The organism is Clostridium punense (genome assembly GCF_017874425.1).
Taxonomy (GTDB): Bacteria; Bacillota; Clostridia; order Clostridiales; family Clostridiaceae; genus Clostridium_J; species Clostridium_J punense.
This window is the reverse complement of record NZ_JAGGLL010000022.1, coordinates 46,005-72,620: the sequence shown is the minus strand read 5'-3', so window position 1 is coordinate 72,620 and position 26,616 is coordinate 46,005. Positions and strand designations below refer to the sequence as shown.

Annotated in this window: 24 protein-coding genes; 20 read left to right on the top strand and 4 right to left on the bottom strand. The window is 31.8% G+C overall.

Going from position 1 to position 26,616, the window contains the following annotated elements; all coding sequences use genetic code 11:
• Positions 1–9: 9 nt before the first annotated feature.
• The 4 genes from J2Z44_RS21860 to J2Z44_RS14170 all read left to right on the top strand — a co-directional run bounded on the left by J2Z44_RS21860 (position 10) and on the right by J2Z44_RS14170 (position 2,182).
• Positions 10–132: a hypothetical protein gene (locus tag J2Z44_RS21860; protein WP_021282340.1), complete on the top strand. Its 123-nt coding sequence runs from the start codon at positions 10–12 to the stop codon at positions 130–132.
• Between the two features lie 109 nt (positions 133–241).
• Positions 242–559, top strand: coding sequence for a putative signal transducing protein (locus J2Z44_RS14180; protein WP_021282341.1), 318 nt, complete (start codon positions 242–244; stop codon positions 557–559).
• 63 nt (positions 560–622) lie between these two features.
• Positions 623–1,150 carry a GrpB family protein gene (locus J2Z44_RS14175; RefSeq protein WP_209649710.1) on the top strand — a complete coding sequence of 176 codons (528 nt, stop codon included), beginning with the start codon at positions 623–625 and terminating at the stop codon, positions 1,148–1,150.
• Positions 1,151–1,228: 78 nt separating this feature from the next.
• Positions 1,229–2,182, top strand: coding sequence for a phosphotransferase (locus tag J2Z44_RS14170; RefSeq protein WP_021282344.1), 954 nt, complete (start codon positions 1,229–1,231; stop codon positions 2,180–2,182).
• 178 nt (positions 2,183–2,360) lie between these two features.
• On the opposite strand, the gene J2Z44_RS14165 is transcribed toward J2Z44_RS14170, so the two are convergent.
• Together J2Z44_RS14165 and J2Z44_RS14160 are read right to left on the bottom strand one after the other, a co-directional pair.
• Positions 2,361–3,986 (bottom strand): hypothetical protein, encoded by a 1,626-nt coding sequence (locus tag J2Z44_RS14165; RefSeq protein ID WP_209649708.1) that lies wholly within the window; start codon positions 3,984–3,986, stop codon positions 2,361–2,363.
• A gap of 366 nt (positions 3,987–4,352) precedes the next feature.
• Positions 4,353–6,002, bottom strand: coding sequence for a hypothetical protein (locus J2Z44_RS14160; RefSeq protein WP_021282347.1), 1,650 nt, complete (start codon positions 6,000–6,002; stop codon positions 4,353–4,355).
• A 231-nt stretch (positions 6,003–6,233) separates the two neighbouring features.
• On the opposite strand from J2Z44_RS14160, the gene J2Z44_RS14155 reads away from it, so the two are divergent.
• The 6 genes from J2Z44_RS14155 (at position 6,234) to J2Z44_RS14130 (ending at position 12,359) form a co-directional block, all read left to right on the top strand.
• Entirely contained in the window at positions 6,234–6,608 is a 375-nt protein-coding gene (locus J2Z44_RS14155; RefSeq protein WP_021282348.1) for a hypothetical protein, read from the top strand.
• A gap of 231 nt (positions 6,609–6,839) precedes the next feature.
• Positions 6,840–8,357: a S41 family peptidase gene (locus J2Z44_RS14150; protein ID WP_021282349.1), complete on the top strand. Its 1,518-nt coding sequence runs from the start codon at positions 6,840–6,842 to the stop codon at positions 8,355–8,357.
• 230 nt (positions 8,358–8,587) lie between these two features.
• A complete protein-coding gene (locus J2Z44_RS14145; RefSeq protein WP_021282350.1) occupies positions 8,588–9,619 on the top strand; it encodes a bifunctional glycosyltransferase family 2/GtrA family protein in 1,032 nt (343 codons plus the stop codon).
• Between the two features lie 293 nt (positions 9,620–9,912).
• Positions 9,913–10,872, top strand: coding sequence for a phosphodiester glycosidase family protein (locus J2Z44_RS14140; RefSeq protein ID WP_021284220.1), 960 nt, complete (start codon positions 9,913–9,915; stop codon positions 10,870–10,872).
• A complete protein-coding gene (locus J2Z44_RS14135; protein ID WP_021284221.1) occupies positions 10,859–11,284 on the top strand; it encodes a hypothetical protein in 426 nt (141 codons plus the stop codon). The genes J2Z44_RS14140 and J2Z44_RS14135 overlap by 14 nt, the downstream gene beginning before the upstream one ends.
• A gap of 340 nt (positions 11,285–11,624) precedes the next feature.
• Positions 11,625–12,359, top strand: coding sequence for a hypothetical protein (locus J2Z44_RS14130; RefSeq protein ID WP_021284222.1), 735 nt, complete (start codon positions 11,625–11,627; stop codon positions 12,357–12,359).
• 70 nt (positions 12,360–12,429) lie between these two features.
• Here the strand turns inward: J2Z44_RS14130 and J2Z44_RS14125 are convergent, their stop codons facing one another.
• Positions 12,430–13,380, bottom strand: coding sequence for a DMT family transporter (locus J2Z44_RS14125; protein WP_021284223.1), 951 nt, complete (start codon positions 13,378–13,380; stop codon positions 12,430–12,432).
• Positions 13,381–13,788: 408 nt separating this feature from the next.
• On the opposite strand from J2Z44_RS14125, the gene J2Z44_RS14120 reads away from it, so the two are divergent.
• Entirely contained in the window at positions 13,789–14,016 is a 228-nt protein-coding gene (locus tag J2Z44_RS14120; RefSeq protein WP_021284224.1) for a hypothetical protein, read from the top strand.
• Between the two features lie 309 nt (positions 14,017–14,325).
• Here J2Z44_RS14120 and J2Z44_RS14115 read toward each other — a convergent pair whose 3' ends face one another.
• Positions 14,326–15,420 carry a GGDEF domain-containing protein gene (locus J2Z44_RS14115; protein WP_209649706.1) on the bottom strand — a complete coding sequence of 365 codons (1,095 nt, stop codon included), beginning with the start codon at positions 15,418–15,420 and terminating at the stop codon, positions 14,326–14,328.
• 348 nt (positions 15,421–15,768) lie between these two features.
• Here J2Z44_RS14115 and J2Z44_RS14110 point away from each other — a divergent pair, with 348 nt between their 5' ends.
• From J2Z44_RS14110 to J2Z44_RS14070, 9 genes are all read left to right on the top strand, one after another.
• Positions 15,769–16,407 (top strand): class I SAM-dependent DNA methyltransferase, encoded by a 639-nt coding sequence (locus tag J2Z44_RS14110; RefSeq protein WP_021284229.1) that lies wholly within the window; start codon positions 15,769–15,771, stop codon positions 16,405–16,407.
• 137 nt (positions 16,408–16,544) lie between these two features.
• Positions 16,545–16,808, top strand: coding sequence for a hypothetical protein (locus tag J2Z44_RS14105; RefSeq protein WP_021284230.1), 264 nt, complete (start codon positions 16,545–16,547; stop codon positions 16,806–16,808).
• A 142-nt stretch (positions 16,809–16,950) separates the two neighbouring features.
• Positions 16,951–17,940, top strand: coding sequence for a DMT family transporter (locus tag J2Z44_RS14100; protein WP_209649704.1), 990 nt, complete (start codon positions 16,951–16,953; stop codon positions 17,938–17,940).
• Between the two features lie 899 nt (positions 17,941–18,839).
• Positions 18,840–20,102 (top strand): MFS transporter, encoded by a 1,263-nt coding sequence (locus J2Z44_RS14095; protein WP_021284233.1) that lies wholly within the window; start codon positions 18,840–18,842, stop codon positions 20,100–20,102.
• A gap of 406 nt (positions 20,103–20,508) precedes the next feature.
• The gene (locus J2Z44_RS14090; protein ID WP_021284234.1) at positions 20,509–22,203 is read left to right on the top strand and encodes a peptide ABC transporter substrate-binding protein; all 1,695 of its coding nucleotides are present in this window, start codon (positions 20,509–20,511) and stop codon (positions 22,201–22,203) included.
• 67 nt (positions 22,204–22,270) lie between these two features.
• Positions 22,271–23,212, top strand: coding sequence for an ABC transporter permease (locus J2Z44_RS14085; protein ID WP_021284235.1), 942 nt, complete (start codon positions 22,271–22,273; stop codon positions 23,210–23,212).
• A gap of 4 nt (positions 23,213–23,216) precedes the next feature.
• Entirely contained in the window at positions 23,217–24,134 is a 918-nt protein-coding gene (locus J2Z44_RS14080; RefSeq protein WP_021284236.1) for an ABC transporter permease, read from the top strand.
• Positions 24,135–24,146: 12 nt separating this feature from the next.
• On the top strand, positions 24,147–25,166 hold the full coding sequence (locus J2Z44_RS14075) for an ABC transporter ATP-binding protein (protein WP_209649702.1): 1,020 nt from the start codon (positions 24,147–24,149) through the stop codon (positions 25,164–25,166).
• Complete coding sequence (locus tag J2Z44_RS14070; RefSeq protein ID WP_021284239.1) at positions 25,166–26,134, top strand: ABC transporter ATP-binding protein; 969 nt, start codon at positions 25,166–25,168, stop codon at positions 26,132–26,134. The genes J2Z44_RS14075 and J2Z44_RS14070 overlap by 1 nt, the downstream gene beginning before the upstream one ends.
• The last annotated feature ends 482 nt before the right edge of the window (positions 26,135–26,616 follow it).

Sequence of the window (26,616 nt, the reverse complement as noted above, 5' to 3'; positions counted from 1 at the left end):
AGGGGTCTTTTGGCTACTCATGAATTTGGCATAATAGATAAGATTAAGCACAAGGAAAGATATGATACTTATGAACCAAAGAAATATAACTGTATACTTGTCAATGATGACCTACAATTCAAAGGAACTTGAAACATTAATAAATCTAATAATAAGAGCATACCAAAAAATAAATACCTAATTCATTATGGAATATAACAAATAAACTCACTTAAGTAAATACATTAGGGAGGCTAAGTAAATGTATTGTAATAAATGTAAAGCAGAGTATATAGAGGGAATTGAAATATGTCCTAATTGTGGTAAAGCATTAGTTGAAAAGCAGCATATAACGGAAGATGAAGTAGTTGAATATCGAGAATTAATAACAGTTGCTACCACTACTAATTATTTCTTAGTGCCTTTAGCTAAGTCAATTTTGGAATCTGAAGACATAACCCATTTTATAAAGGGTGAGCATCTCATGAATATGCCAAGATTTATGATCCCCATAGAAATACAAGTGGTAAAAGAAGATGAGGAATTGGCAAGGGAGCTTTTAAAGGACTTAGACTTGTAGTAGAAAACTACAACTTATTATTGGAAAAAGAATAAGTTGATAATTAGCAAAGGAGAGAAAGTAATGATAGGGCTAAAGCGAGGACATGTAGAACTAGAAGAATATACGAATGAATGGCATAAATTATATCAAATAGAAGAACAAACTCTTAAGAATTTAATAAAAGAGTATCTCACAGATATACAACATATAGGTAGCACTTCAGTAGAAGGGCTTAAGGCTAAGCCAATTATTGATATTATAATTGGAGTTAAGAACTTTAATGACCTAGAGATAATTATTGAAAAACTACAGCAGGGGAGATACATTCATAGACCTAATGCAAGCACTAAGGAAAGAATTTTATTTGTAAAGGGGTCTGAGGAGGAAAGAACTCATCACATTCACATAGTCCAATGGATGGGTAAAGAGTGGAATAATAATATTTTATTTAGAGATTATCTAAGAAAATATAGCGAAGTGGCAAAGGAGTATTCTGATCTTAAGGATAAGCTAGCGGAGCAGTTTAAGGAAGATAGGTCTTCTTATACAAGTGGTAAGGATCAGTTTATTCAAGGGGTTATTGAAAGAGCAAAGAGAGAATTCTTATAGAACAAAGTAAAAGTAAAGAGCAAGACAAATCTAGCACAATTAACGGAATGCTAGGTTTATGTGGGAAGAAGGGAAAACATGAGGGGATTATACACAGAGAAAATCACAGGTAAAAATAAGATAGATATGCTTAAGAGTATCTTAGCAAAGATTAAACCAGAAACTACAGAGAAGCTATCTATGGAACAATTCCATGATGATGGGGAAGGTGTAGATAGGGTTTATAATGTTTATAAGATAATATCAGGAGAGGAAATATATATTCTTAAGAAGTCAGAGGATAATGAAATAGAGGTTTATGAAAAATTTCTATTAAATAAAAAACTGCCTGTACCAAAGTTAGAGGGCTGGACATGTGTTGATAATACTAAGTGGATACTAATAGAATATATTGAGGGACAAGATTTAAGAAACTTTAATGAAGGTATGGCACATGGTTGTGCTGAAAGCCTTGCTAAAATATTCAATACTTACTGGCAAGAAAGCGGCTTCCAAGAGAATAAGCTGGATAATAGATTTGAAAGATATTGGACAAGAATTAATAAAAGAGCACAATGCCTTAAAAATGAGCCCAAGTTATCTTCTGCCTATAGAGTTTTTTTAGATAGGCAGTTAGTATGTCCAAGAACAGTGTGTAACGGGGATTTTTTGCAGTTCAATGCAATAGAAAATAAGGGTTCTATAATTTTAATAGATTGGGCTTTTGCAGGGGTTATGCCTTACTCTTTAGATATTGCTCGGTTGATAAGCCATGGTTCAGAGCAGTTTTTTCCTTTTCCATTTTACATGACCGATGAATATAGAAAGATTTTTGTAAAAGGCGTTTATGAAAGATTAATAAATAAACCTAATTATAAACAGTTTATTTGGGATGTAATACTTTCATGTTTAAATGAGTGCATTGAATTTATTGAAAGAGAATTAAATAATGAAGCTATAGAAAGAGATGAAGGCTTTGATTATTATTATAAAAATGCAGAAGCCTTGGCTGATATAATCCTGAGAGGGAAGGAACAAGTGAATGTTCCATAACCATATTAATGAGTAACTTAATCTTATACATGAAACAAGAGAAGTACCAAGGCTTTTATTTCTTGATACTTCTCTTGTTTTAAAAAAAAGTTACCCAGCTGTTAATTTATATGCAAATTTATTTTAATTGATCTATGGTACTAAGAGGTGATAAGACAAACTTTACCTATTAGGAATATTATTTTATTAGTTTTAATACTTCATTGTAATATTCATCCTTACTAGTATACCTATCTTCTAGTGGCATTTCTAATTTATAACCCTCACCTTTTTTTAACTTATCTATTATTTTAGCAGTATCCTCTTTTATTATCATTTGAGGTGTAACTACTGCCTTTTCAATAAAAGTTCCATTACTATCTACAACTTTTACGTTTTGAGCAGTTACAATTAGATTAGAATTTGGAAGAATTACTGAGGCTGCTAAAGAACTATCCGTATAATCCATCAAAGTGAATTTGTTATTAGCTATAACAGTACAGTAATTTCCATCAATTGCTGTTTTGAGTATTTCATTGTTTATCACACTAGAAACTGAGTTATCATATAAAATAAAAACCCTTCCTTTTTGAATATTCACACCGCTGAAGTCAGTTGTTTTATTTTTAATAATATAATATTTAGACAAAGGATATAGTTTTTCTATTGAAGGTATTGGGGAGGTAATTTCAGTAGTAAAGGGGTGATTGCTTATTCTGTAATGCTCAATGAAAGCATCATTAATTTCATTTTTCTCCATTATGTTGTAATTTGAACAGTTTGAGTTCATAGGCAATACAAAAGTTAGAATATCTCTTGCTAAGGATTCCTTAGAATTTCCCCTAAGATCTAGGACCACATAATCATTTTCATCTAGTACGGTAAATAATTTATCTAGTTCTTCTGCATTATTAGCATCGTCACTAAGCTGAGAAAAATTTAAAGCGACTATTTTATTTTCCGCAAAGATATTTAAGAAATTACTTTGGTCTTTATTATTTCTAGCAGGTGTAGAATTAGTTCCAACGGACTTGAACCCATCCTCTAATACTGGTTCTGTAGAGGTATAAGAAGCAATGGGTACCTTCTTTTCTTCATCATTGCTATTTTTAATAATTACATTTTGGGGAATATGATTTTCAAAACAAAATAGGTGGTGAGCTACATATTTATCACGAGTATAATCATAGAAGGTAAACATCTTATCACTTGGAATAGTTTTTAAATATTCCTCTACAGGCATACCATTTACACCAACTACTTCATCACCAAGGTGAACTTCTGGATTTTGGCTCATAGTTATATAATAATTTCCATTGATATACATTGCATCTATATTACAAGTGTATTTAAAGGATTTACTTAAACTGTCTATATATTCCGTTTGAATAGGAGCCCACTTTTGTTTTGCTACACTCAGTTTATCAAAATAACCCTTCCTTTGATTCTCAAGGACTTTATCTAAATGAAGGTAGGAATCACTTTTGCTATCTGTGCCCAGATTAATTTGCCCATAAAGAAATCTTCTAAGGACTTTTTTTATCTGGAAATAAAATTCTTTGTCCGAGGAGGTTTTTGAAATTGAATTTATTATTTTACTTTTTTCTTTAAGAAGATCTTGTCCTGTAGTTGCCTTTACTTCATCAAAGTAAGGATAAGTTTTCTCGAGAAAGCTCATCAAATATTCTGCATCTGCTTTCTTTTCAGCATAAGAAAGCCCGCCTTTAGATGAATATTTAATGTCACCAAAAGAATAGAGCCCCAATAGTAAAACCACAAAGAAAATCACTAATAGGATTAGAAACTTTAATTTTTTAGTACTCATTAACCCAACCACCTTTTAATGTAATAAAATGCAAATTACAAATATATGTATATATATATTAAAAAATAATAAACTATGTGCATCATTAAACTTTGCAAAAGCGGATTTTTTCACCTTATATTTCTTTTAAAGCTAGACTTTAATTAATAGGAAAGAGGACAGTGTCATTACCTAAGCCTCCAAAGAGTTACTTAATAAAAGAGTACATTAATTATAAAACCTGTAATAAGAAACTGATTATCATAAGTAATGAAGTATATATAGACAAGTAAGAGGAGAGGCTTAATAAGAATAGCTAAATAAATACAGGGAAAGCTTAGCACCATGACACTAAGATTTCCCTGATAAGAGTTTTAATCCATTTAGTTATTTTATTAACTTCATCACTTCATTAAAATATTCATCTTTGTTAGTATATTTATCTTCTTGTCCCATTTTCAAAAAATAGCCCTCGCCTTTTTTTAGATTATCTATTTTTTTTAGGGTATCATCCTTTATTATTACTTGTGGCGTCACAACTACTTTACCAACATAAGTTCCATTTTCATCTACTAATCTTGCATTTTGAACTGTGATAGAAAGGTTAGAATTTGGAAGAACTGTGGAGATAGCAAAGGAACTGCCAGGATAATCCATTAAGGCAAACTTTCCATTAGCTATAAGGGTACAATAGTTATGGTCTACCACTTCTTTAAGTAATTCATTAATGGAATCTACATTAATAGACTTATCATGTAAAATAAAAACCTTTCCCTTATATTTATTCATTCCCTTAAGGTCAACTTTTTTATCTTTAAAAATCTGATATTTAGATAAAGGATACAATTTTTCTAAGGAACCTGTAGAAGATGTAACTTCAGTTACAGAAGGATGAGTTCCACCTTTGTAATAATCAATATAGGCATTATTGACTTCATTTTTAGCTACTATTTTATAATCATAATAACTCACATCCTCAGGCAAAACAAAGGATAATATATCCTGTATTAATTGAAAACTATAGCCTAATCTAAGGTCTAGTACAAGATAATCACTTTCACTTATTTTTGATAACAACTTATTCATTCCTTCTGGAGAATTCATATACTCAGTATCTCCACCAATTGCAGAGAAGTTTAAAGCCATAACCTTATTATCTTCAAAAGTATTTAAGAATTTCCCTTGAACCTTATCCTCAGTATTTAAAACAGAATTTCCTCGAAAAGCTTTAAAGCCATCTTCTAACATTGGTTTTTCAGGATCAAAAGGAACAACTTCAACCTTTTTTTCTTCCCCTAAGGAATTTTTTATAACAGCTTCTTTAGGTGGACTATTTTTGAGTTCAAAGGGAGAGGGAAATATATATTTTTCATAGTCATAATCGTAAACTTTATTATATTTATAATACTTACCATTAAATAAGGAGGTTTTTCCATATTCTTCTACAGACATACTATTTATGCTAATTACCTCATCACCAACATGAACTTCAGGAGTTTGACTCATGACTATATAATAACCTCCATTAACATAGGAAGCAGCAATGTTACAAGTATATTGAGATTTAGATAAATTATCTCTATATTCCTTTTGAATAGCTTCCCACTTTGAAGTGATTTCCTTGAGTTTTTCTGGATTAGTGTTGTTTGAAGTTTTTGGACCTTCATATAAGTAAGTGTACTCACTGTCATATTTATTAGTAGGAATGTTAAGTTCCGTTCTTCCATAGGTAAATCTTTGAAATAGCTCACTGATTTCTTTATAAAATTCATCATCTGATGAAGTTTTAGAAATAGAGCTTACTATTTTATCTTTTTCCTTCAAAAGGTCTTGTCCAGTAACTTCCTTTACTTCATCAAAGTAAGGATAAGTTTTCTCAAGAAAATCCATTAAGTATTTTACATCTGCTTTCTTTTCTTCATAGGAAAGGCCGCCTTTAGTTGAGTATTTAATATCACCAAGGGAATATATACCTAACAGCATGGCTACTAAAAAAACACCTGAAAAAATAGAGACCTTTAGTTTTTTACTATTCATTAATATTAACCACCTTCTAAATTGATAAGTTATATAATTGCAAATATTCAAAATTTAGTATAAATATATTATAAAATAATAAAGTGAATTTATAAAGTAAAACTTAAAAGAGAGTAATTACTAATTTGTCTCAGTAGGTACTCTATAATTCACTTAAATTACAATGCATAGGTTTTTAATTATAGAGAAGGCTAATATTGAAAATAAACTATCTGAGGAGTGAATTTAATTATGAAAGTTAAAAGAATCATTAGCTTAGCAGCAATTTTCATAATGGTTTTTACAGTGACTGCATTTGCAAGGTCTGCTCCTAATAATATGTTTCTTGGAGAAATAGTAGAGGTAACTATGGACTCTAAGCAAGAGAATACGATGTTATTAGTTAAAGGTTACTTAAAAAGCTGTGATGTATTTCCACAGGAACTAGTTGCAGTTGTTTCTAAGGATACTAAGCTTGCCACAAGCTGTGGTAAAGAGGTTAATGAGATTAAATTTGAAAAAGGGGATAATGTTTTTATAGAACTTAATCCAGCAATGACATTTTCAATTCCACCACAATCTTCAGCAGTGAAAATTCAAGTAAGTAAGCCTGTAAAAACTAACTAAGAAAAATCCTATGCAGTTGAAGCTGTATAGGATTTTCTTCTTATTGTTAACAATTCTTATTGTTAACAATAAGAATCCCTGGATAATTGACGAATTGTGAATACAACGTACTTTTATAACATAAGAATTTTCTCAAGAAAACTTATAATAAAAAAATAAGAGAGCACTCATATCTAAGTAATAAAATTTATATACATATAAACAAATAAGGGTATGGGAGTATTTTATATAATGATGAGGATAAAAAAAGTTCTAGCAGCAATGCTTATTTTATCAATGAGTATTATTACAGGGTGTCATGAAAAACCTCTAGCAAAGGAGGAAGAATTTAAAGGTTTATTGAAAAATATAAATGAAAATAGAGAGGCATTTCATAAAAAGCCTTTACCTGATATTAATAAGTATACTGGTAATCCTTCTAGAGATAAGGTGGTATTTAAAGAAGGAGAAATAGAAGCTATGCTTCCAAGTAAAGATATGAAGCCTTTTGAGGAGAGTAAGTTATTAACAAGAAATGAAGCTATAACAGATGTAGAATCCTTTTTTAAATTGCTTAAGTCTTCCTATTCTCTTTACAATTACTTTGGAGGGGATACTACCTTTAATAAAGCAAAAGAAGAAATAACTGATAAAATAAATACTTCTAAGGAAATAAGTAATGGAGATTTTGTTAAGTTGTTGAGAAGTAATTTAACTTTTATAAAGGATGGCCATTTCCAAATTGGCGAAGAAGATGAGTTAAATTTATATTATTCTTATGAAGAAGAGCCTTTTCTTAGAGATGATAAAGGAATATATAAAGTTAGTAATAATAAAAAATACTATTTAAAATCAGTAGACTCAAAAGATAACCTTGAAGATTATCTTAAGCTTACTATAAATGAGGAAGGAAAGCTAACATATGAGTTAGGATTTACTACATGGAGCAAAGTAAAGCTAGAATATATGAAACAAAGTTATAAGTATACTGTGGAAACACCTGAATTGCCAATAAAAATTTCTTATGAAAGTAAAGGTGAAAAATTTGAGGACACTGTAAACTTTAAAACGGAAAAGGAAGTTAACTATGACTTCAAAGATTGCTTTAGTCTTGACATGAGCAATAATATTCCTGTGGTAAACTTTAATAAGATTGATGAGAATATAGCGGTTACAAAAATAAACGAAACAAAAGATAAGTTGAAGGAATATAACATAACTGTGATGGATTTGAGAGGTAATTATGGCGGTGCATTTTTAGCATTAAATAGAATTACTGAAAAAATGGGCATACCTAATACTGAAAAACGTGTAATGGGTGAATTATATAGTGAACCCGTTTTATCTCAAAGAAAATACTTCTATGGGGATAACACTGACTATAGTAATAATCTTGATAGATTCGTGTTTGAAAGCAAGTTTGAAGTTGATACAGCTTTAGCAGATAATGATAAATTGATAATTGCGTTAATAGATACTAATGTGGCTTCATCAGGAGAAGGATTTATAAGAAGACTTTGTAATATGAAAAATGTAATATTAGTAGGAACAAATACTAATGGAGCCAACATTACCTACAACCCTATCAGGTATAAACTGCAAAATTCCAATATTAGGTTAAATGTTCCTTCAGGAGTTTATGTTTGTCCTGATATTGATAACTTTGAGTTAAATGGATTTACTCCAGATATCTGGGTAAATAGTACTGCGAGTTTAGATAAAGTTTTGAAATTTATAGATTACTATGATCTTGAAGAGTTTAAGAAATAGAAAAACTTCTATAAATTCAAGCCAATAAATCTAATATTAACTTTTATAACTCAACTTAATATTATAACCCTGCATAATGGAGACTAGCTCTCTACTATGCAGGGTTTTTGTCTTAATTTAATAAGTATTAGTTTTACAGCAACCTGTTTTCATCAGAAAGTTTATTTAAGGTATGTTTAAGGTTGATTTTATAAAATAAGCTCATAGATAAAAGTGGAGGAGGGCAAGTTATGATAGTTTTAATCCCAGCCTATGAGCCTAGTGAAAAATTAATTAAGTTAGTAAGAGATTTAAAGGATCAGTGTGAATATGGCTTTGTAGTAGTAGATGATGGCAGTGGGGAAAAATATAAACATATATTTGATGAAGTTTCCAGTCTTGGTTGTACTATTTTAACCCATGAGAGAAACAGAGGAAAGGGAGCTGCCTTAAAAACTGGCTTTAAATATATAGAGCAAACTAAAGAAGTTACTGGAGTTGTTACTGCCGACTGCGATGGACAACACTTACCAAGGGATATTATAAGAGTTGCAGAGGCTATAAAAGAGCACAAGGATTCTTTAATGCTTGGAACTAGAAGATTTGTTGGAAAGGTTCCTCTACGTAGTAGGCTTGGGAATAGTGTAACAAGATTTATATTTTCTTTTGCTAGTGGCACTAAGGTTCATGATACCCAAACAGGTCTTCGTGGCTTTTCGATGAAAATGCTACCTTGGCTTTGTGAGATTTCTGGTGATAGATTTGAATATGAAATGAATATGCTCTTGGGGGCCTCCTCCGCTGGTTACAACTTTTATGAGATTGATATAGACACAGTGTATATAGAAGAAAATAAATCTTCTCATTTTCACCCCTTAAAGGATTCTTTAAAGGTTTATCTACCTATTATTAAATTCAGTATGTCTTCTCTTCTATCAGGAGTACTTGATTTTCTACTTTTAGGACTAATACAGCTTTTTACTTCAAATTTATTTCTAGCAGTAGTAGGAGCAAGAATTTGCAGTGCAATATTTAATTACACAGTAAATAAACTTTATGTATTTTCAAAGTTAAAGCATGTATCTATTAAAACTTCCCTCCCTAGGTATTTTATACTTGTGGCCATTATAATGCTTTTAAACTATGGAGTAATTGATATATATTACAGCGTCGTAGGACTATCTTTATTCTTAGCTAAAATTTTAACTGAAATAACAATTTTCTTTTTCAGTTACTGGTCTCAAAGAAAATTTGTATTTGGTAAGGCATCTGAAAATAAATAACAAGTCAAAGATGTGAAGGCTATTTTGTGTTCACAAGCAAGCTTGTGTTCACAAGCAAGCTTGTGCAGAGAAGGAAACAGGTTCCTCAGATAGTAGAGCTATCAAAGGGTTCTGCTGACGCAGTATAGCACAAAATAGACGAGCAGATTGACTTATTTATTTTTTGAAGATGCCTAAATAAAAACTTAGGGACTTTTTAAATATTTTTTAACAAAAGTTCTAAAAGTTATTAAGCTAGAAATTGTGGCTTAAAAATAGATTTGTACATTAAAAAAGAAAGGATGAAAGAGGAAATGAAAAAAATTTTATCTAAGCCCTATAGGTGGGCAGCGTTGTATTCAATCATACTTACTGGAGCTATTACCTTTACACTCGTAGACACTTTTGTGCTACCAAAGTCAATAACAAATATTTCAGCAAAGGCAACTGAATCAAAAACTATCGGATCAACACCGTCGACTTCAAACTCTAAATCCTCAACAAAGGATAGTTCAATGAAATCAGAAACTCAGGAAACAGCAACAATTACGGACAAATCTTATGTAGATGAAAATATTAAAATTACTATTGAAACTGTACGAAAATACAATTCAAATATATATGTTGCAGATATACAGATCTCTAATGCTGAGTACTTAAAAACTGCTCTTGCAAATAATACCTATGGAAGAAACATAACTGCTACAACCTCAGATATAGCCGAAAGTAATAAGGCTATCTTTGCTGTAAATGGGGATTTTTATGGCTTTAGAGATGGTGGATATGTACTGCGTAATGGTATATCCTACAGAAATATAGCTAGAAGTGGTGATAATGAAGCACTAGTTATAGACAAGGAGGGAAATTTATCAGTTGTCGCTGAGAGTGAAGTGGCTTTAGATTCATTAAGTAATAAAGGAGCATGGCAGGTATTATCCTTTGGTCCTGGACTTGTAGAGAATGGGAATATTGTTGTAAACAGCTCTAGTGAAGTGGGGCAAGCTATGTCAAGTAATCCAAGAACTGCAATTGGACAGATTTCTAAGCTTCATTATGTTGTAATTGTATCAGATGGACGAACTAGCGATAGTGAAGGACTTTCCCTTCTCCAACTTGCTCAGGAGTTTAAGGAGAGAAACTGTACCACTGCTTATAATTTAGATGGTGGAGGATCTTCAACTATGTATTTTAATGGAGAAGTTATAAACAATCCTACTAGCGGTAAGAGTATTGGAGAAAGAAAGGTGAGTGACATTGTCTATGTTGGATATTAATAAGGGAAATAGTAAAAAACAATTTGCAAAAATAATATGGGTATATGTAGTTTTATCCCTAGTGGCTATAATTGCAGATAAGATTTATGATATCTTTGGACATGGAGTTGATTCACCAGCTATGACTTGGATGTTTTTATATCCACTACTAGGAGGAGCACTTTTTTATTTGATAATTAATATGCTTTTTCCTCATATTAATGGAAACCATGGGTTTCGAGGGTTTTTCAATATGCACAATTCAGGAGTGGCTACATTAAATTTTGCTAGTTTCCTTAAGGGAGTATTCGAAATTGCTGGTACAAGTTCTAGTTATTTAAAATACTATTATGTAGTAGGCTGTTTGTTTATAGTAGTAGGAGTAATTAATTTAATTATAGTAGTAATAAATAAGAACAAAGTTCATCAGTAATATATGTTTCCGATGATATGAGTCTCTTACTATATTAAGTTTAAATAATTAACATTATTATTTTAAAGGGAGCATTGAGTGCAAAAGGAGCGTTTGTGAACAACTTTTAAATTAATTTAGAGAACCTAGCAAAATAGAATATAAAGTAAAAACACCCATATAACTATAAAGTGTGGAAAATTAATGATGCTTTGGAAGTATAAGCTTTACCCTATTATAAAACAATAAAGATTAAATAGATATTATATTATTTTAGGTTAAGTTTTTTCAAAGTTTTATTTAAGAATGAACTTGTTTAAAGAAGCTTGTTCATGACTAAAGAGTTATAGGGGTGACAAAGATGAAAAAAAGCTTAAAAGTACTCATGGCATTTGGTGCAGCAACAGTAATCATTACAGGCTGCCAAAGTAAAACTCAATTAAGTAGTTCTTCAATAACAGAAACTAAGGCGGTAGCTGCTGACTCCTTTAAAATTCCGGAAGGTTACAAAGTTATTGGAAATATGCCAGATAGGAATATTTACTTACTTGGCAAAGATGGAGAAAAAGCAGGTTACGATAGGTTTTTACTTCATAAGGATGGAGTAGATAAGGAATTTAATTGGAAGAGTGTGATGAAGACACCGAATATGCAGCTTTGTGACTTGAATGATGATGGCAAAGAAGAACTAGCTACTATAGTTACAACGGGATATGGCACTGGATTCCTCGAACAAAAGATACATGTTGTAGATTTAGAAACTATGGATGAGGTGAAGGTTGATGATCCTGTGGAGGTAACAAAGAATAATGTTAAAACATATTTGTCTTCTGATAAAGTGGTATTTTCCTTAAATGGAGAAGATTTTAGTTATTCTTTAGAGGATAAAGCTAGTAGCACTGCGGAGGAAGAGTTTAAAAATTTAACATATGGTACTTTTATAACTCACTATTTAGAGAACAATAAAATTAAGACAAAAGTTGATGCAAGAACAAATCCAAATTCATCTCTAACACAATTTGAAATCACTTACAAATACTCAGAAGAAGGTTTTGTACCAGAAAACCTTAAAATAGCTAGTGAGAGGGAGCAATAGATATATAATTATATAATGCAGCTTATAGAAAACTCCTCATGGATAAAAAGTCATGAGGAGTTGTTTTACTTTATAAGGTTTTATCTTCAGTAGTTATATCAAGAGTTTCTTTAGGAATTTTGCTTCCAATATAGTTAGTTCCAAAAACACCTATAAGGATTAGGGCAGAACCAATCAAGTGGAAAAACCTAAAGTCTTCTTTTAAAAATACTACACCAGCAATTATAGAAACTATAGTTGAAAAGTTTCCAAGAATTGCAGACTTAGAAGCTTCAAGTTTCGATAAAGAGTAATTGATAAATAAGAAAGCAATTATAGACGACAGTATTCCAAGATATAGTAAAGCAATTACAAAGCTTTTATTTCCAAGGGGCTGAAAAAACTGTGCTAGAGTTCCTTTGGTTATATGTTGAATTATTGACATTAAAGTAAAAGTTATAGCGCCAAGCCCCATCATATAATAAGTAATTTCTATAGGAGTAAATTCCTTAGAAAGCTTTCTTGATAGAAGGTTAAATACTGTAGCAGAAATTACTGCTATAAGTAAACATAAGAAACCTATTAAATTTACTGAACCAGATGAGTTTCCTCCCATTAGTATGATGAAAATTACACCTACAACGGAAGTAATGATAAACATCCATTGAAGTGAAGTTGGCCTTTCTTTAAGAAAGTAAGCTGAAAAAACAGCTACAGTTATGGGAATTAGGGCAATTACTACTCCGGCGATAGAACTAGAGGAATTTTTGATTCCATAGGTTTCAAAGATAAAATAGATTATTGGCTGCATTAATCCAAGAATAAAAAGCGATTTAAGGTTTTTACCACTGTAATCTACTTTTATAACCTTTGTTAGTACCAATATAGACATGATAGCGAAAGCTAATAAAAATCTAAAGGAAAGCAAAGTGAAAGTATCCACTATTTTTAAGGCTACACTAGAAAACATAAAGCTAAGTCCAAAGATAGAAGATGCAGTGATACCAGCAAAGATTGGCATTGTTGAAGATTTTCTTCCCATAAAAATATCCTCCTTAGTTATAGGTATGTAATTTTAAATTGAATCTGAACTAAGTTCTTAGAAAAATAAAAACTTAGTGTTTATAGGATAATTTAATTCTCTTATGTAACTAAAATTAAAAGTAATAAAGTTAGTACTAGATTTTTATTGATACATTTCCTTATTAGCTGGTTTAGTGAAATATTATTTGAAATTATATTATATACACTAGAGTGGTCCACTAAAATTTTAATAATTAAAATTTTTTAGTAATATTTTTTATCCTCTAAGCATACATATTGTATTGTAAGACAAGCTAGTAAAATTAACAATACCAAAATAAAATTTTATGATTGCTATTGACATGCGAACAATTGTTCGATATACTGTAAATAGTTAATTGTGGAAACAAACTAGGGGGAATAGAAAATGGGTAACGTAGATTTTTTAATAGAGTTAAAGTACAAAGCGGATGGACAAGGACTTGAAGGAATGTCTTTTATAGAGAATACAATGAAGGAAGCCTCTAAGCATTTTCTTTGTGGAGGAGTCTTAAATAAAAATGGGGGAAAGCTTATTTTTAAAGCAAGAAACATAGAAGAAGTTAATGAGTTTACAAGAAGTAATCCAATGGCAAAATTAGTGGCATGCAATTAAAGAAATATATGTTTTTAGTTGTTGTTTTTATAAAAAAGTATGCTAGAAAAAATCATAGGGTGCCCATACCAGTTAACTCTGTTAAGTTAGTAGGTATGGAGACCCTAAGAAACTAGCATACTTTTATTATTTATATTTAAGCATTTAAAAAAATAAATAAGTCAGTATGTTTGGCTTGTTATTTATTTTCAAATGCCTTATGTTTTTATAAACTTACATGGTGAAATTTCATCTTTTAAAACCTTTATAGGAAGCAAAGTAAAAGCAATATATAAATTAAGTCTTGATTTTAGTTCCCTATAACATGGTCTAAGAATCTTTACAAAAATCATTAACACAAACTCTATTTCGACCACTTCGCTTTGCATTGTAAAGAGCTACATCAGCCTGCTCTTTTAAGTCATTCAAATTAGTTAATGTCTCAGGATATGAGGAAACTCCCACAGATACAGTAACCTTTATAAATTTACCTTCTCCAATTGGAATATGGTAATTTTCAATTGCCGTTTTTATTCTTAAAGCTACTTCCATAGCATAATCTTTAGGACAATTTGTAAGTAGAGCACAGAACTCTTCACCACCAATTCTACCAACAACATCAATGCTCCTAGCCGTATTTCTTATGACCTTTGCAACTTCACTGAGCACAATATCGCCTATAGGGTGGCCATAGGTATCATTAACCTTTTTAAAGTGATCAATATCTATCATTAGGCAGGATAACCTCTCTTTATTTTCCAGTGTTCTTTCAAAGGAAGTATTTAACATGGAGTCGAATTGCCTTGTATTATAGAGTCCAGTTAGAAAGTCTTTCGTAGAATCCTTTTTATATTTCCTATATAGTTCATTAGAACTACGAACATACTCCAGCAGGTAATATTCTAGTATAGCAACAAATATAATAACCAAAGAAAATAAAAAAAGTATCGTAATCACATTTTCTACATCCTTTAATAGGTAAGCAAAAAAAGTAATTAAAATAAATAGAGAAGTAAGAGTTTTTAGAATCCACCTTTTTAAAAAGTCTTTATTTTTCTTATCAATTATAAAAAAGCATATTATATATAGTATTACCTGTATTAGAAAAACTCCAGAAGATATGCTTACACCAAAGTGTGTTGTACGAAATATCCACATAATAATTCCACAAACAATGGTAGGAATTAGCCCACCTATATATGAAACCATCATAATTGCAAATACTCTTAAGTCGAGTAAGGTTGTAGTATCTTGTATCTTAATGGTATATATCATCATTAAAATGCCTAGTAATCCTCCACCAATACCTAATACGATTTTCCCAATTAAACTATTAATAATATCTTCAGATATATCCTTTAACAAATGACCACTGACAAAGGTTGCGGCTACAAGTAATAAGAGGTTAATAAATATATCGTTCATCAAGTTTTCTCCCCCTTTTCTATACATTACAATATATTCCCATAGTACAAGTACTTTACAGTTAAATAGTAACATATTAGGGCTATAACTGAAAGTAAACAAGTAATTATGGTAATAGTGGATATAGGGTTTATATTGGAAATGATTTGGTATTATATTCAATTTCATTTAGTTATAAGATATAATAAATAATGAAAAACATGAGTACAGGGTACTTTTAAATTATTCTATTAGTTTATGTATAAACTAAGGTGAGAAGGTTTGCACATCATTAAAATTATGATTATCCCCCTTGAATATTAGCAGAGGAGGATAGATATATTAATATTTGTAAAAAGGAGTAAAATTATGAATTTTGATAAAAGAGCATTAACGTGGGATGATGAATATAGAGTGGGTAGAGCAAAAATTATTGCGCAGGAAATAAAAAACACTGTTCCAATAAATAAGCAATATGCTGCTTTGGAGTTTGGCTGTGGCACAGGACTTATTAGTTTTAATCTCTATCAAGAGTTTAAACATGTAACTCTTGTTGACACCTCTAAAGGTATGATTCAGGTAGTTAACTCAAAAATAAAAGATTACAATGCAACCAACATGATTGCATATGAGAAAGATATAAATAATGAACCTCTTAAAGAAAAGTATGATGTAATTTATACTTCTATGGTGCTTCATCATATTAATGATTTAGAGAAAACCCTAAAAAACTTGAGAGCCATGCTAAATGATGGCGGATACTTATGCATTGTAGATTTAACTAAGGATGACGGAACTTTCCATAAGAATGAAAAGGATTTTAGTGGGCATAATGGCTTTGAAGAAATGGAGCTTAAAAGTCTACTTAATAAAGTAGGGTTAGAGGATATAACCTATAAGGTTTTCTTTAATGGAAAGAAAGCAATTGAAGGACAAGAAGTTGATTACTCCTTGTTTATAATGGTGGGGAAGAAGAATTTCCCTAAAAACAAGTCTCAAGCAAAATAAGATTGAAAGATTTTATTACTCTATTTAAAGATTATCTTCAACAAGATAATAATAGAAATTGATAAATGCTTAAGTAATTCTTCTTATATGGGAAACACTATACTATTGATAGAATTTCGCATAACGGAGGTAAACATATGGAAAACTTAAAAAATGCCATAGAAAGACTAAAAGTAATGGAATGCCCTACTGGGCAGGTAGAAAGAAAAATTGCTAATATATTGGAAGAGTACGAGGTGGGAAATAAGAACGGTATTGAGGTTATTAGAGATGAAGCTTCTGATGCAAATGAGGCACAGGGCTATGTGGCTAAGATCAATGGAAGTAAAACCTTGACCGTGCTAGCAACCTCGGGTATGGATGATTATGTAGCTAAGGTTATAGATGTACAGGAAATTTAAAAATACTGTCGAAAAAACAGCAACTAAATTTATAGTTTAGTTGCTGTTTTATTGCAAAAAATACATAATAGTGAAAAAAATACTTTGATATTAAAGAAATTCGATAATATAATGAATATATAAAATAAAAGGGGGCGGGGGATTGGATAAGGATAAGGTTTTTAGGGATAAAAGAGTGGTTGCGATTATTGCAGCCCTATGTTGTTTATTATGGGGAAGTGCATATCCAGCAGTGAAAAGTGGATATACCTTATTTAGCATAGCAGCTTCAGATATTCCATCTAAAATTGTTTTTGCAGGATATAGATTTACCTTAGCTGGGTTCATTGTACTTTTAGCTGCGCAAATTTCTGGTAAAAGAATTTTTTCTCTATCTTCAAAGGATTTTTCTAGGGTACTCATTTTAGGTATTACTCAAACTACCCTTCAATATATCTTTTTCTATATAGGGCTTGCTAATACTACAGGGGTAAAGGGATCCATATTAAATTCCATAGGAACTTTTTTTAGTGTAATTTTAGCCCATTATATATATCATAATGACAAGCTTAGTAAAGAAAAAATTATAGGTTCTACTATAGGTTTTTTAGGAGTTATGATAGTAAACTTTAGTATTGACTTACTGAAGTTGTCCTTCAATTTTACTGGGGATGGCTTCATAATAATTGCTGCATTAATATTTTCTTCTGCAGCAATTTATGGTAAGAAATTAACTAAAACCTTAGATGTAATGATAGTTACAGGATGTAGCTTATTTTTAGGAGGAATTTTCTTAATGACTTTAGGTTTAGTTAGTGGGGGACGGGTTACTCACTTTACTCTAACAGCCTCTGTATTACTTCTTTACATGGCTGTATTATCCTCCGTGGCCTTTTCTTTATGGTCTTTACTATTAAAATATAATAAAGTTGGTTCCGTATCAGTTTATAATTTTTTAGTTCCTATTTTTGGAGCTATACTTTCAGCTATCTTTTTAGGTGAAAACATACTAGAAATTAAAAACTTAATTGCACTAGTTCTAGTTTGTTTGGGCATATGGTTAGTAAATAAAGAACCTTGTGGCTTATCAGAGGAAAAGAAAGAAGAGAGCAAAAGAGAAGAAAAAGAGGCACAAGCTGTTATAAATAAGTAGAAACAGAATAGAAAAACTTGAAACAAAGAATAAATTATGAAGGTAAGCAGAAATAGAAGAAAAAAATGTAAAAACTAAATTGACTTAGTTGTAAAAATATAGTATATTTATATTATTGTAAATTTTCTAAAAAGGAGGTTGTGACTAATGAGTATTTTAAATTTTAATAAGAAGAATTATGATGTATTACTTAATAATGTGCACTGCCTTCATGAGCGGGTTTTATAATTAATTTAGCTTTTTCAGTCATGGGGTTGTTGTAGCCCTATGACTTTTTTAATTTTTATAAAGTCTTAAAAACACAGTGTGTTAATAAGATTAAGTTTAAGTGAGTTAAAAAGTAAGCCTAAATAGGTTTAGAATAATTCTGCTTATTAAAAATGTAAATTGGAAAGTCATGAAATGTTTCTATGGTAAAGGTACATAGGAGATTTTATGGCTTTTTTATTTTAGGCATCTTCAAAAAATAGATAAGTCAATCTGCGCATCTATTTTGTGCTATACTGCGTCAACAGAACCCTTTGATAGCTCCACTATCTGCGGAACCTGTTTCCTTGTCGGCACAAGCTTGCTTGTGAACACAAGCTTGCTTGTGAACGGAAAATAGCTTTCACATCTTTGACTTATTATTTATTTTCAGATGCCTTATAAAATTGTTATTATACATTATCTATGTCTTTGGAGATACAGAAAGCTAAAGTAGATTTATGAATTGGTAGAAGTTTTGCTCTAAATATTAAGGCAACATATATAGTTTACCTTACTTAGTAAATACTAGGAGACGATGATTTAGGTGTTTAGTGAGGATTAATTAGCTGATTATTAACATAAATAAATCTAACTTAGAGTTTTATAACTTTATAACAGATAATGGAGAACTTTAAAGGAGTGATGAGAATATGACAGGATTAAAGAAAGCTTTGAGAAGACTATTAAAACCTTACATGGGGCTACCTAAGGAGGTTTATATAATATTCCTTTCAAAAGTTGTAAATGCCTTAGGGTGTTTTGTTATGCCCTTATTAACAATTATATTAAAGGACAGCATAGGCCTATCAGATGAAATGACAGGAGCTTATATTAGTGCTTCAGGTCTTTTATATCTGCCAGCTTCCATAATTGGAGGTAAACTTGCGGATACCATTGGAAGAAAAAAGGTTATAGTGGTATTTGATTTCCTTGCTGCGTTACTTTATATATCTTGTAGTTTTATGGAGCCTAGTATTACTATGGTTTACACTATAATGCTAGCAGGGGCTTGTATGGTGGCAGCGGGACCTGCCCATGACTCTTTATTGGCAGATATAACCACTAATGAAAATAGGGAAGGAGCTTACTCCTTAGCATACATGGGGTGGAACTTAGGTTTTGCTGTAGGGCCAGTTATTGGAGGAATCCTTTATGAAAAGAATTTACATTTAGTATTTATAGGTGATGCTATTACAGCTTTAATCTCTCTTGGAATAATTACATTCTTCATAAAAGAAACTATTCATAAGACTAAGGAAGAAATTAAAGATGAAAGCAGAATCTTAGAAAGAAGAGAGGAAGGCTCAATATTTTCCGTGCTTAGAAAAAGGCCGATACTTATTTATTTTGCACTTATAGTATTTTGGTTTAACTTTTCTTACTCTCAATGGTCCTTTTTAATGCCTCTACATGTGTTAGAACTATATCCAGAGGGAAAGGCAAAATTCTTTGGACTACTTTCTGGACTTAATGGTGTAGTAGTAATAGTGTGCACACCTGTAATAACCTATTTACTACAAAATGTTAAAAGCATTAGAAAGAATGTCTATGGAGGGTTATTGTATGCTATAGGTTTTGGTATGCTTGGTTTCTTTAATGCCCTTCCACATTTTTTTATAAGTGTAATCATCTTTACCTTGGGTGAAATTGTACTTGCTATTAGTACATCACCTTTTATAGCAAATCATACACCAGCTTCACACAGAGGAAGAATGAGTGCTGTACTTCCAATAATTTTTGGGGCAGGTCATACTCTAGGACCTATTGGAATGGGAAGAATCTTAAACTTCACCAACATCGAAGGTGGTTGGAAGATTGTTGGAATCATATGTATAATTGCTTCAGCTATAATGCTTAGCTTAGAAGCTTGGGAAAGAAAGGCTCATTACACAGTTGTGGAAGAGGCAAAGTAAAAATGAAAGGTTATCTGAACAAAGTTTCAGGTAACCTTTTTTTTATTTGCAAAAAAATTTAGTATCGCCTCATTAATTTCATATAAATATATAATGGCTTTTAAAATGGAGAATAAGTTTCATAATAAAAAGGTTTGTGGTGAATTTTATGAAAATTCCTTTGACTAAAATTATCGATTTTTTTATTCTAAAGCTCTATATATAAATCCTCTTATATGCCGAAAACTAGTTTAATGTAAATTATTAACAGGAATGTCATAAAAATTTTGGAATTAAGAAAAGAAAATTGAATATATTTATAAAAATGCTTTAAAACAATTTTTTACAAATTTTAAATATGCTCACCTCTGGCAGAAATATACTTTCTACCAGCTTAAATTTAATGTATGTTGAAGGAGGATTTTAAATGAAGAGCAAAAAAGTACTTACTTTACTTACTGCTACGTTAATTGCAGTTTCTACAGTTCTATCAGGCTGTGGAAAAGATGATCCAAAGAAGGTTGAGGGTGGAATTGATAAGGATCAAACTTTAAATTACTGCTTCATATCCGATGTAAGAAGTTTGGACCCATCCATCAACGATGATACTTACGGAGGAATGGTTTTAACTGACACAATGGAAGCTTTAACTAGAGTTGAACAGGATGAAAAAGGAAATGATGTTATTAAACCAGCAGGGGCTACAAAATGGGATGTATCACAAGACGGACTTACTTATACTTTCCACTTAAGAGATTTTAATTGGGAAGATGGCAAGAAGGTTACATCAAAGGATTACGCTTACTCCTTGATGAGAACTTTAGAACCTGCTACAGGAGCTACTTATGTTCAGTTAATAGACATGATTAAGGGAGCTTCAGCTTACAATGGTGGAACAGGTAAAAAAGAGGATGTGGGAATTACAACACCAGATGATAATACCTTAGTAATTACTCTTGAGAAGCCTACTCCTTATTTTATGAATTTGACTTATTTCACTTTATTCATGCCACAAAGACAAGATATGGTTGAAAAAAATGCTAAAAACTACGGCGCAGATGCAGGTACATTACTTTCTTGTGGACCATTCAAACTAAAAGAGTGGGTTCATGATAGTAAGATAGTACTTGAAAAGAATGAAAATTACTATGATAAAGACAAAGTTAAATTAAACACAGTTAATATTAAAGTTATAAAAGAAGAAGAAGCGGAAATGCAAGAATTATACAATGGTGGTCTTGATATGGCTAACGTAACTAAACAAGACTGGAAGGAAAAATTTAATGCTACAGGAAAGATGGACCTTCTAGAAAATATTGAGCCTAGTACTTCCTATTTCCACTTTAACCAAACTGCAACTATAAATGGAGTAAAGCTTTTCAGCAATGCAAAGGTTAGAAGAGCCTTCTCAGTTGCTTTAGATAGACAACAAATTGTTGATATGATTAATGATGGAGCAGCAGTGCCTGCAACAGGTTGGGTGCCATTAAGATTACAATTAAATGGAGAAGAGTTTAGAAAAGCTTCTGGCTTTGACCCTGTTAGTGAATTACAAAAAGAAATTAAAGATCCTAAGGCTTATTTAATTGAAGGGTTAAAAGAGCTTGGAGGAGATACAGATCCATCTAAATACACAGTTCACTATATAGTTGGAAACACTTCAGCATTAGGCAAGAAAAATGCAGAGGTTTATCAACAAATGCTTCAAAAGGCATTAGGTGTAAACATTGCAATTGATACAGTTGAAAGTAAGGTTAAGAGAGATAGAATTAAGGCTTTAGATTATGAATTATCTAACCTTGCATGGATTGGGGATTACAATGACCCATCAACTTTCATGAACATGTGGTATACAACTAGACCAAACTACAATACTGGTTGGGCAAATAAGAAATATGATGAGTTAATGGATAAAGCTAGTTCAACTTCAGACCAAAAACAAAGATTACAATATTTCAAAGATGCTGAAAAACTTTTAGTTTATGAAGATGCAACTATTGCTCCTACAGTATTTAATAAGCATAGTGAATTCCAATATAAATATGTTAAAGGTGTTATGAGACCTACTTTTGGAAGTATTTGTGAGTTGAAATACGCTTACATCGAAGGTAGATCTAAATAGAATTTCTTGTATTGCAGCAGAAAATCTCTGCTGCAATATCTTCATATAGAAGAGGGGGAGGATGTGCTTGTTAAAGTATATATTTAAAAGATTAATATATATGGTTTTCACACTCTGGGTTATTATCACAATTACCTTCGTACTTATGCATGCCATACCTGGAGATCCATTAGGAGATAAGGTTGAAAAGTTAAACGAACAGGTTAAACAAAATTACTATGAAAAATATGGGCTAAATAAATCACTACCAGAACAATATGTTTACTACTTGAAAGGAATTGTAACTCACTTTGATTTAGGAGAATCTTTTGACCACCCCGGAAGAACTGTTAAGGATATTATTGTTAAAAATGCACCGATCTCAGCGAAGATTGGGGCTGAGGGCTTAGTTTTAGGGGTAACTTTAGGAATAGCTTTAGGAGTAATTGCTGCTTTTAACAGAGGAAGATACCCAGATTATATTGTTATGGTTATAGCACTTCTTGGAGTTGCAATACCTGGCTTTGTATTTGCAGCCTTGCTTCAGTTTTTCTTTGGCTTTAAGCTTAAGTGGTTCCCAATACAGGGGTATGAAGGCTTTAAATATACGATTTTACCAGCAATAGCCTTAGGCTTACGTTCTGTGGCTGTTTATGCAAGATACATGAGGTCTAGTACCCTTGATGTAATAAATCAAGACTATATCTTAACTGCAAAAGCAAAGGGTGTTTCAGATATTTCGCTAGTTTGGAAGCATATCATAAGAAATGCAATTCTTCCGGCTATTACAATTTTAGGTCCACAAATTGCAATGATATTCACAGGAGCCTTTGTAATTGAAACCATTTTCTCTATTCCGGGTTTTGGACAATATTACGTTACCTCAGTATCATCAAAGGATTATATGATGATAATGGGTCAAACCATTTTAATATCAGCTCTGTATATATTCTCTCTTTTAATAGTTGATATTATATATGGCCTAGTAGATCCAAGAATCAGAGTTCAAGGAAATAAAGATAGGGGGTAATGGTATGTCTGAAATGAGTTCAGAAAAACTGGTAATCATAGGATGTAACAATTTAAATAGTGAAAAGATTAATCGTCCTAGTATGAGTTATTGGCAAGATGCTAGAAGAAGATTAAAGCAAAATAAAGTAGCCATGATAGCATTAGTTTTACTAATCATAATTGCAATAATGACAGTAATAGGACCTTATATAGCTAAATTTGATTTTGCGGCAATTGATGCCAAGGCTAGAAATGTAAGACCTAATGCAGAGCATTGGTTTGGAACCGATAGTGTTGGAAGAGATTTGTTTGCTCGTATTTGGGTAGGAGGTAGAGTTTCAATTATCATTGGAATAGTTGGAGCCATAATCGATATATTAATTGGTTTAGTATATGGAGGGGTAGCAGGGTACTTTGGTGGAGTTGTAGATAATATAATGATGAGAATTATAGAAATCATAGGATGTATACCAGACATGGTAGTTATAATCCTTATCTCACTTCTACTAAAGCCAGGGCTCATTTCCTTAATTATTGCCATAACCATAACGGGTTGGATTGGAACTGCCAGAATGGTTAGAGGTCAGGTACTTCAAATAAAAGAACTTGAATATGTAGCAGCAGCTAAAGCTTTAGGGGCAAAACCCTTTAGAATTATTGCAAAACATGTTATTCCAAATATCATGAGCATTGTTATAGTTGTACTTACTATGGAAATTCCAGGGTTAATCTTTACTGAAGCGTTCCTAAGCTTTGTAGGACTTGGAATTCAACCACCTAGTACCAGTTGGGGTGCCTTAGCTGCAGATGCTAGGACAACATTCTTATTCCATCCATATCAGTTATTATTCCCAGCAATACTCATAAGCTTAACAATGTTATGCTTCAACTTGCTTGGAGATGGGTTAAGAGATGCTCTAGATCCAAAGCTTCGTCAATAAGGGGGTACACATATGGAAAAGTTATTAGAAGTTAATAATTTAAAGGTTTCTTATCATACCTATGCTGGAGAGGTTCAATCTGTAAGAGGGATAAGCTTTCATTTAGATAAAGCTGAGACTTTAGCTATAGTTGGAGAGTCAGGCTGCGGGAAAACAGTTACTTCAAAGGCTATCTTAAGATTAATTCAAACTCCGCCAGGGGAAATCAAAAAGGGATCAGAGATTAATTTTGACGGAAAAGATATACTTAAAATGAGTAAAAGAGAACTCACTGATTTAAGAGGTGGCGAAATAAGTATGATATTTCAAGACCCTATGACCTCTTTAAATCCAACTACTAAAATAGGTCATCAAATTGCAGAGAGTTTGATAATTCATAGAGGTTTAAGTAAAAATGAGGCTTTAAAAGAAGCTGTAAAAATCCTTGAGCTAGTTAGAATACCTAATGCTGAAAAGAGAGCAAATCAGTATCCTCATCAATTCTCAGGAGGAATGAGACAAAGAGTATCCATAGCTATAGCTCTTGCCTGCAATCCTAAAATATTAATTGCAGATGAACCTACTACAGCATTAGATGTTACTATACAAGCACAAATAATGGGGCTTATGAAGGATCTTCAAAATAAGTTTGGAACTTCAATAATAATGATTACTCATGACTTGGGCTTGGTTGCTACTGTGGCAGATAGAGTGCAGGTTATGTATTCAGGGCTTATAGTTGAAAGTGGTACTACAGAGGAAATATTCTTTAATTCTAAACATCCTTATACTTGGGCGCTTATAAAATCAGCACCACAGTTAAATTCAAAGAACAAAGCTTCACTATATTCAATTAGTGGAACACCACCAGACCTATTAAAGCCACCAGTTGGATGTCCTTTTGCAGCAAGATGTAATTATTGTATGGAGGCTTGTCTTGAAGAGATGCCTCAGTCAACACAGCTTAGCGATACTCACGCAGTGTCCTGCTGGCTTATGCATCCAAAGGCTCCAAAGGTAGAATCTCCACTTAGACCAGGGGGTGTTGAGTAATGGAAGATAAAAAGCCTAATGATATATTGTTAGAAGTTAAAAATCTAAAGAAGTATTTTAAGGTTGGAAGAAAAGCTACACTAAATGCCGTTGATGATGTAAGCTTTTATATAAGAAAAGGTGAAACTTTAGGACTAGTAGGGGAGTCCGGTTGTGGGAAGACCACCTGTGGAAAGACTATTTTAGGACTATATTCTGCCACTGGTGGAGAGGTTATCTATGAGGGACGAGATATTCATTCTCTTAATCCTAAGGAACTTAGAAGTTTCTCAAAGAAAGCTCAAATAATATTCCAAGATCCCTATGCATCACTAAATCCTAGAATGACAGTTGGTGATATAATAGCTGAAGGAATTGACATTCATGGACTTTACAAGGGTAAAGAAAGAACAGATAAAATACAAGAAATGCTAGATAAGGTTGGCTTAAATTCTGAGCATGCTCAAAGATTTCCTCATGAGTTTTCAGGAGGACAAAGGCAAAGGATAGGTATAGCTAGAGCTCTTGCCATAAACCCAGAGTTTATAGTGTGTGATGAACCTATTTCAGCCCTAGATGTTTCCATTCAAGCTCAAGTAGTAAACCTACTAATAGATTTACAGAAGGAAATGGGCTTAACCTACCTTTTTATTGCTCATGACCTATCTATGGTAAGGCATATATCTGATAGGGTAGGAGTTATGTATCTAGGAACTTTAGTTGAACTAGGTGGAAGTAATGACTTATACGAAAGGCCGCTTCATCCATATACTCAAGCCTTACTATCTGCTATCCCAATTGCAGACCCAATAGTGGGGAAATCTAAGGTTCAAATACCTTTAGAGGGGGAAGTAACTAGCCCCATAAATCCAAAACCAGGGTGTAGATTTGCACCAAGATGCAAATATGCGAAAAAGATTTGTAGTGAAGAACTTCCGAAACTTAGAGAAATAGAGAAAGACCACTATGTGGCTTGCCATATACTTTAACAACATTTTGGATGCTTCAAGTCTGCCATCCTCTAAAGTGGCAGTTGCTGAGCCTAGAAAATGTACTTTGGTGGCAGTTAAAAGCTGCTTCCAAAGTTGTTAACAAAATGAACTTGTTCATTATTTAATAAAAAGTATATTTAAGATAAAAAGCATGAAATAAAGGATTGTATGCTTCATTTTATATAGGTTTTAAGGGAACCAAGGTGAGTTCAAGGTGTATGTTAAGTCTTAATTTTGGTTTCATATAAAGATGAAATTTTGTATAGGTAAAAGATGGCTATCTAAAGATATATCTTCAGGTAGCCATCTTTTACTAAAAATAAATAAGTTCAGGTTTATATCCTAGTACTTAAGTACATAATAAATTTAAAATATACTTTTCGAAAGTAATTGTAAAGTGAAGGAAAAAACTATAAAATAGGTAATGAACATTTAGGATATTCGCAATAATTAATTAGCTAAACAACAAATAGGAATAT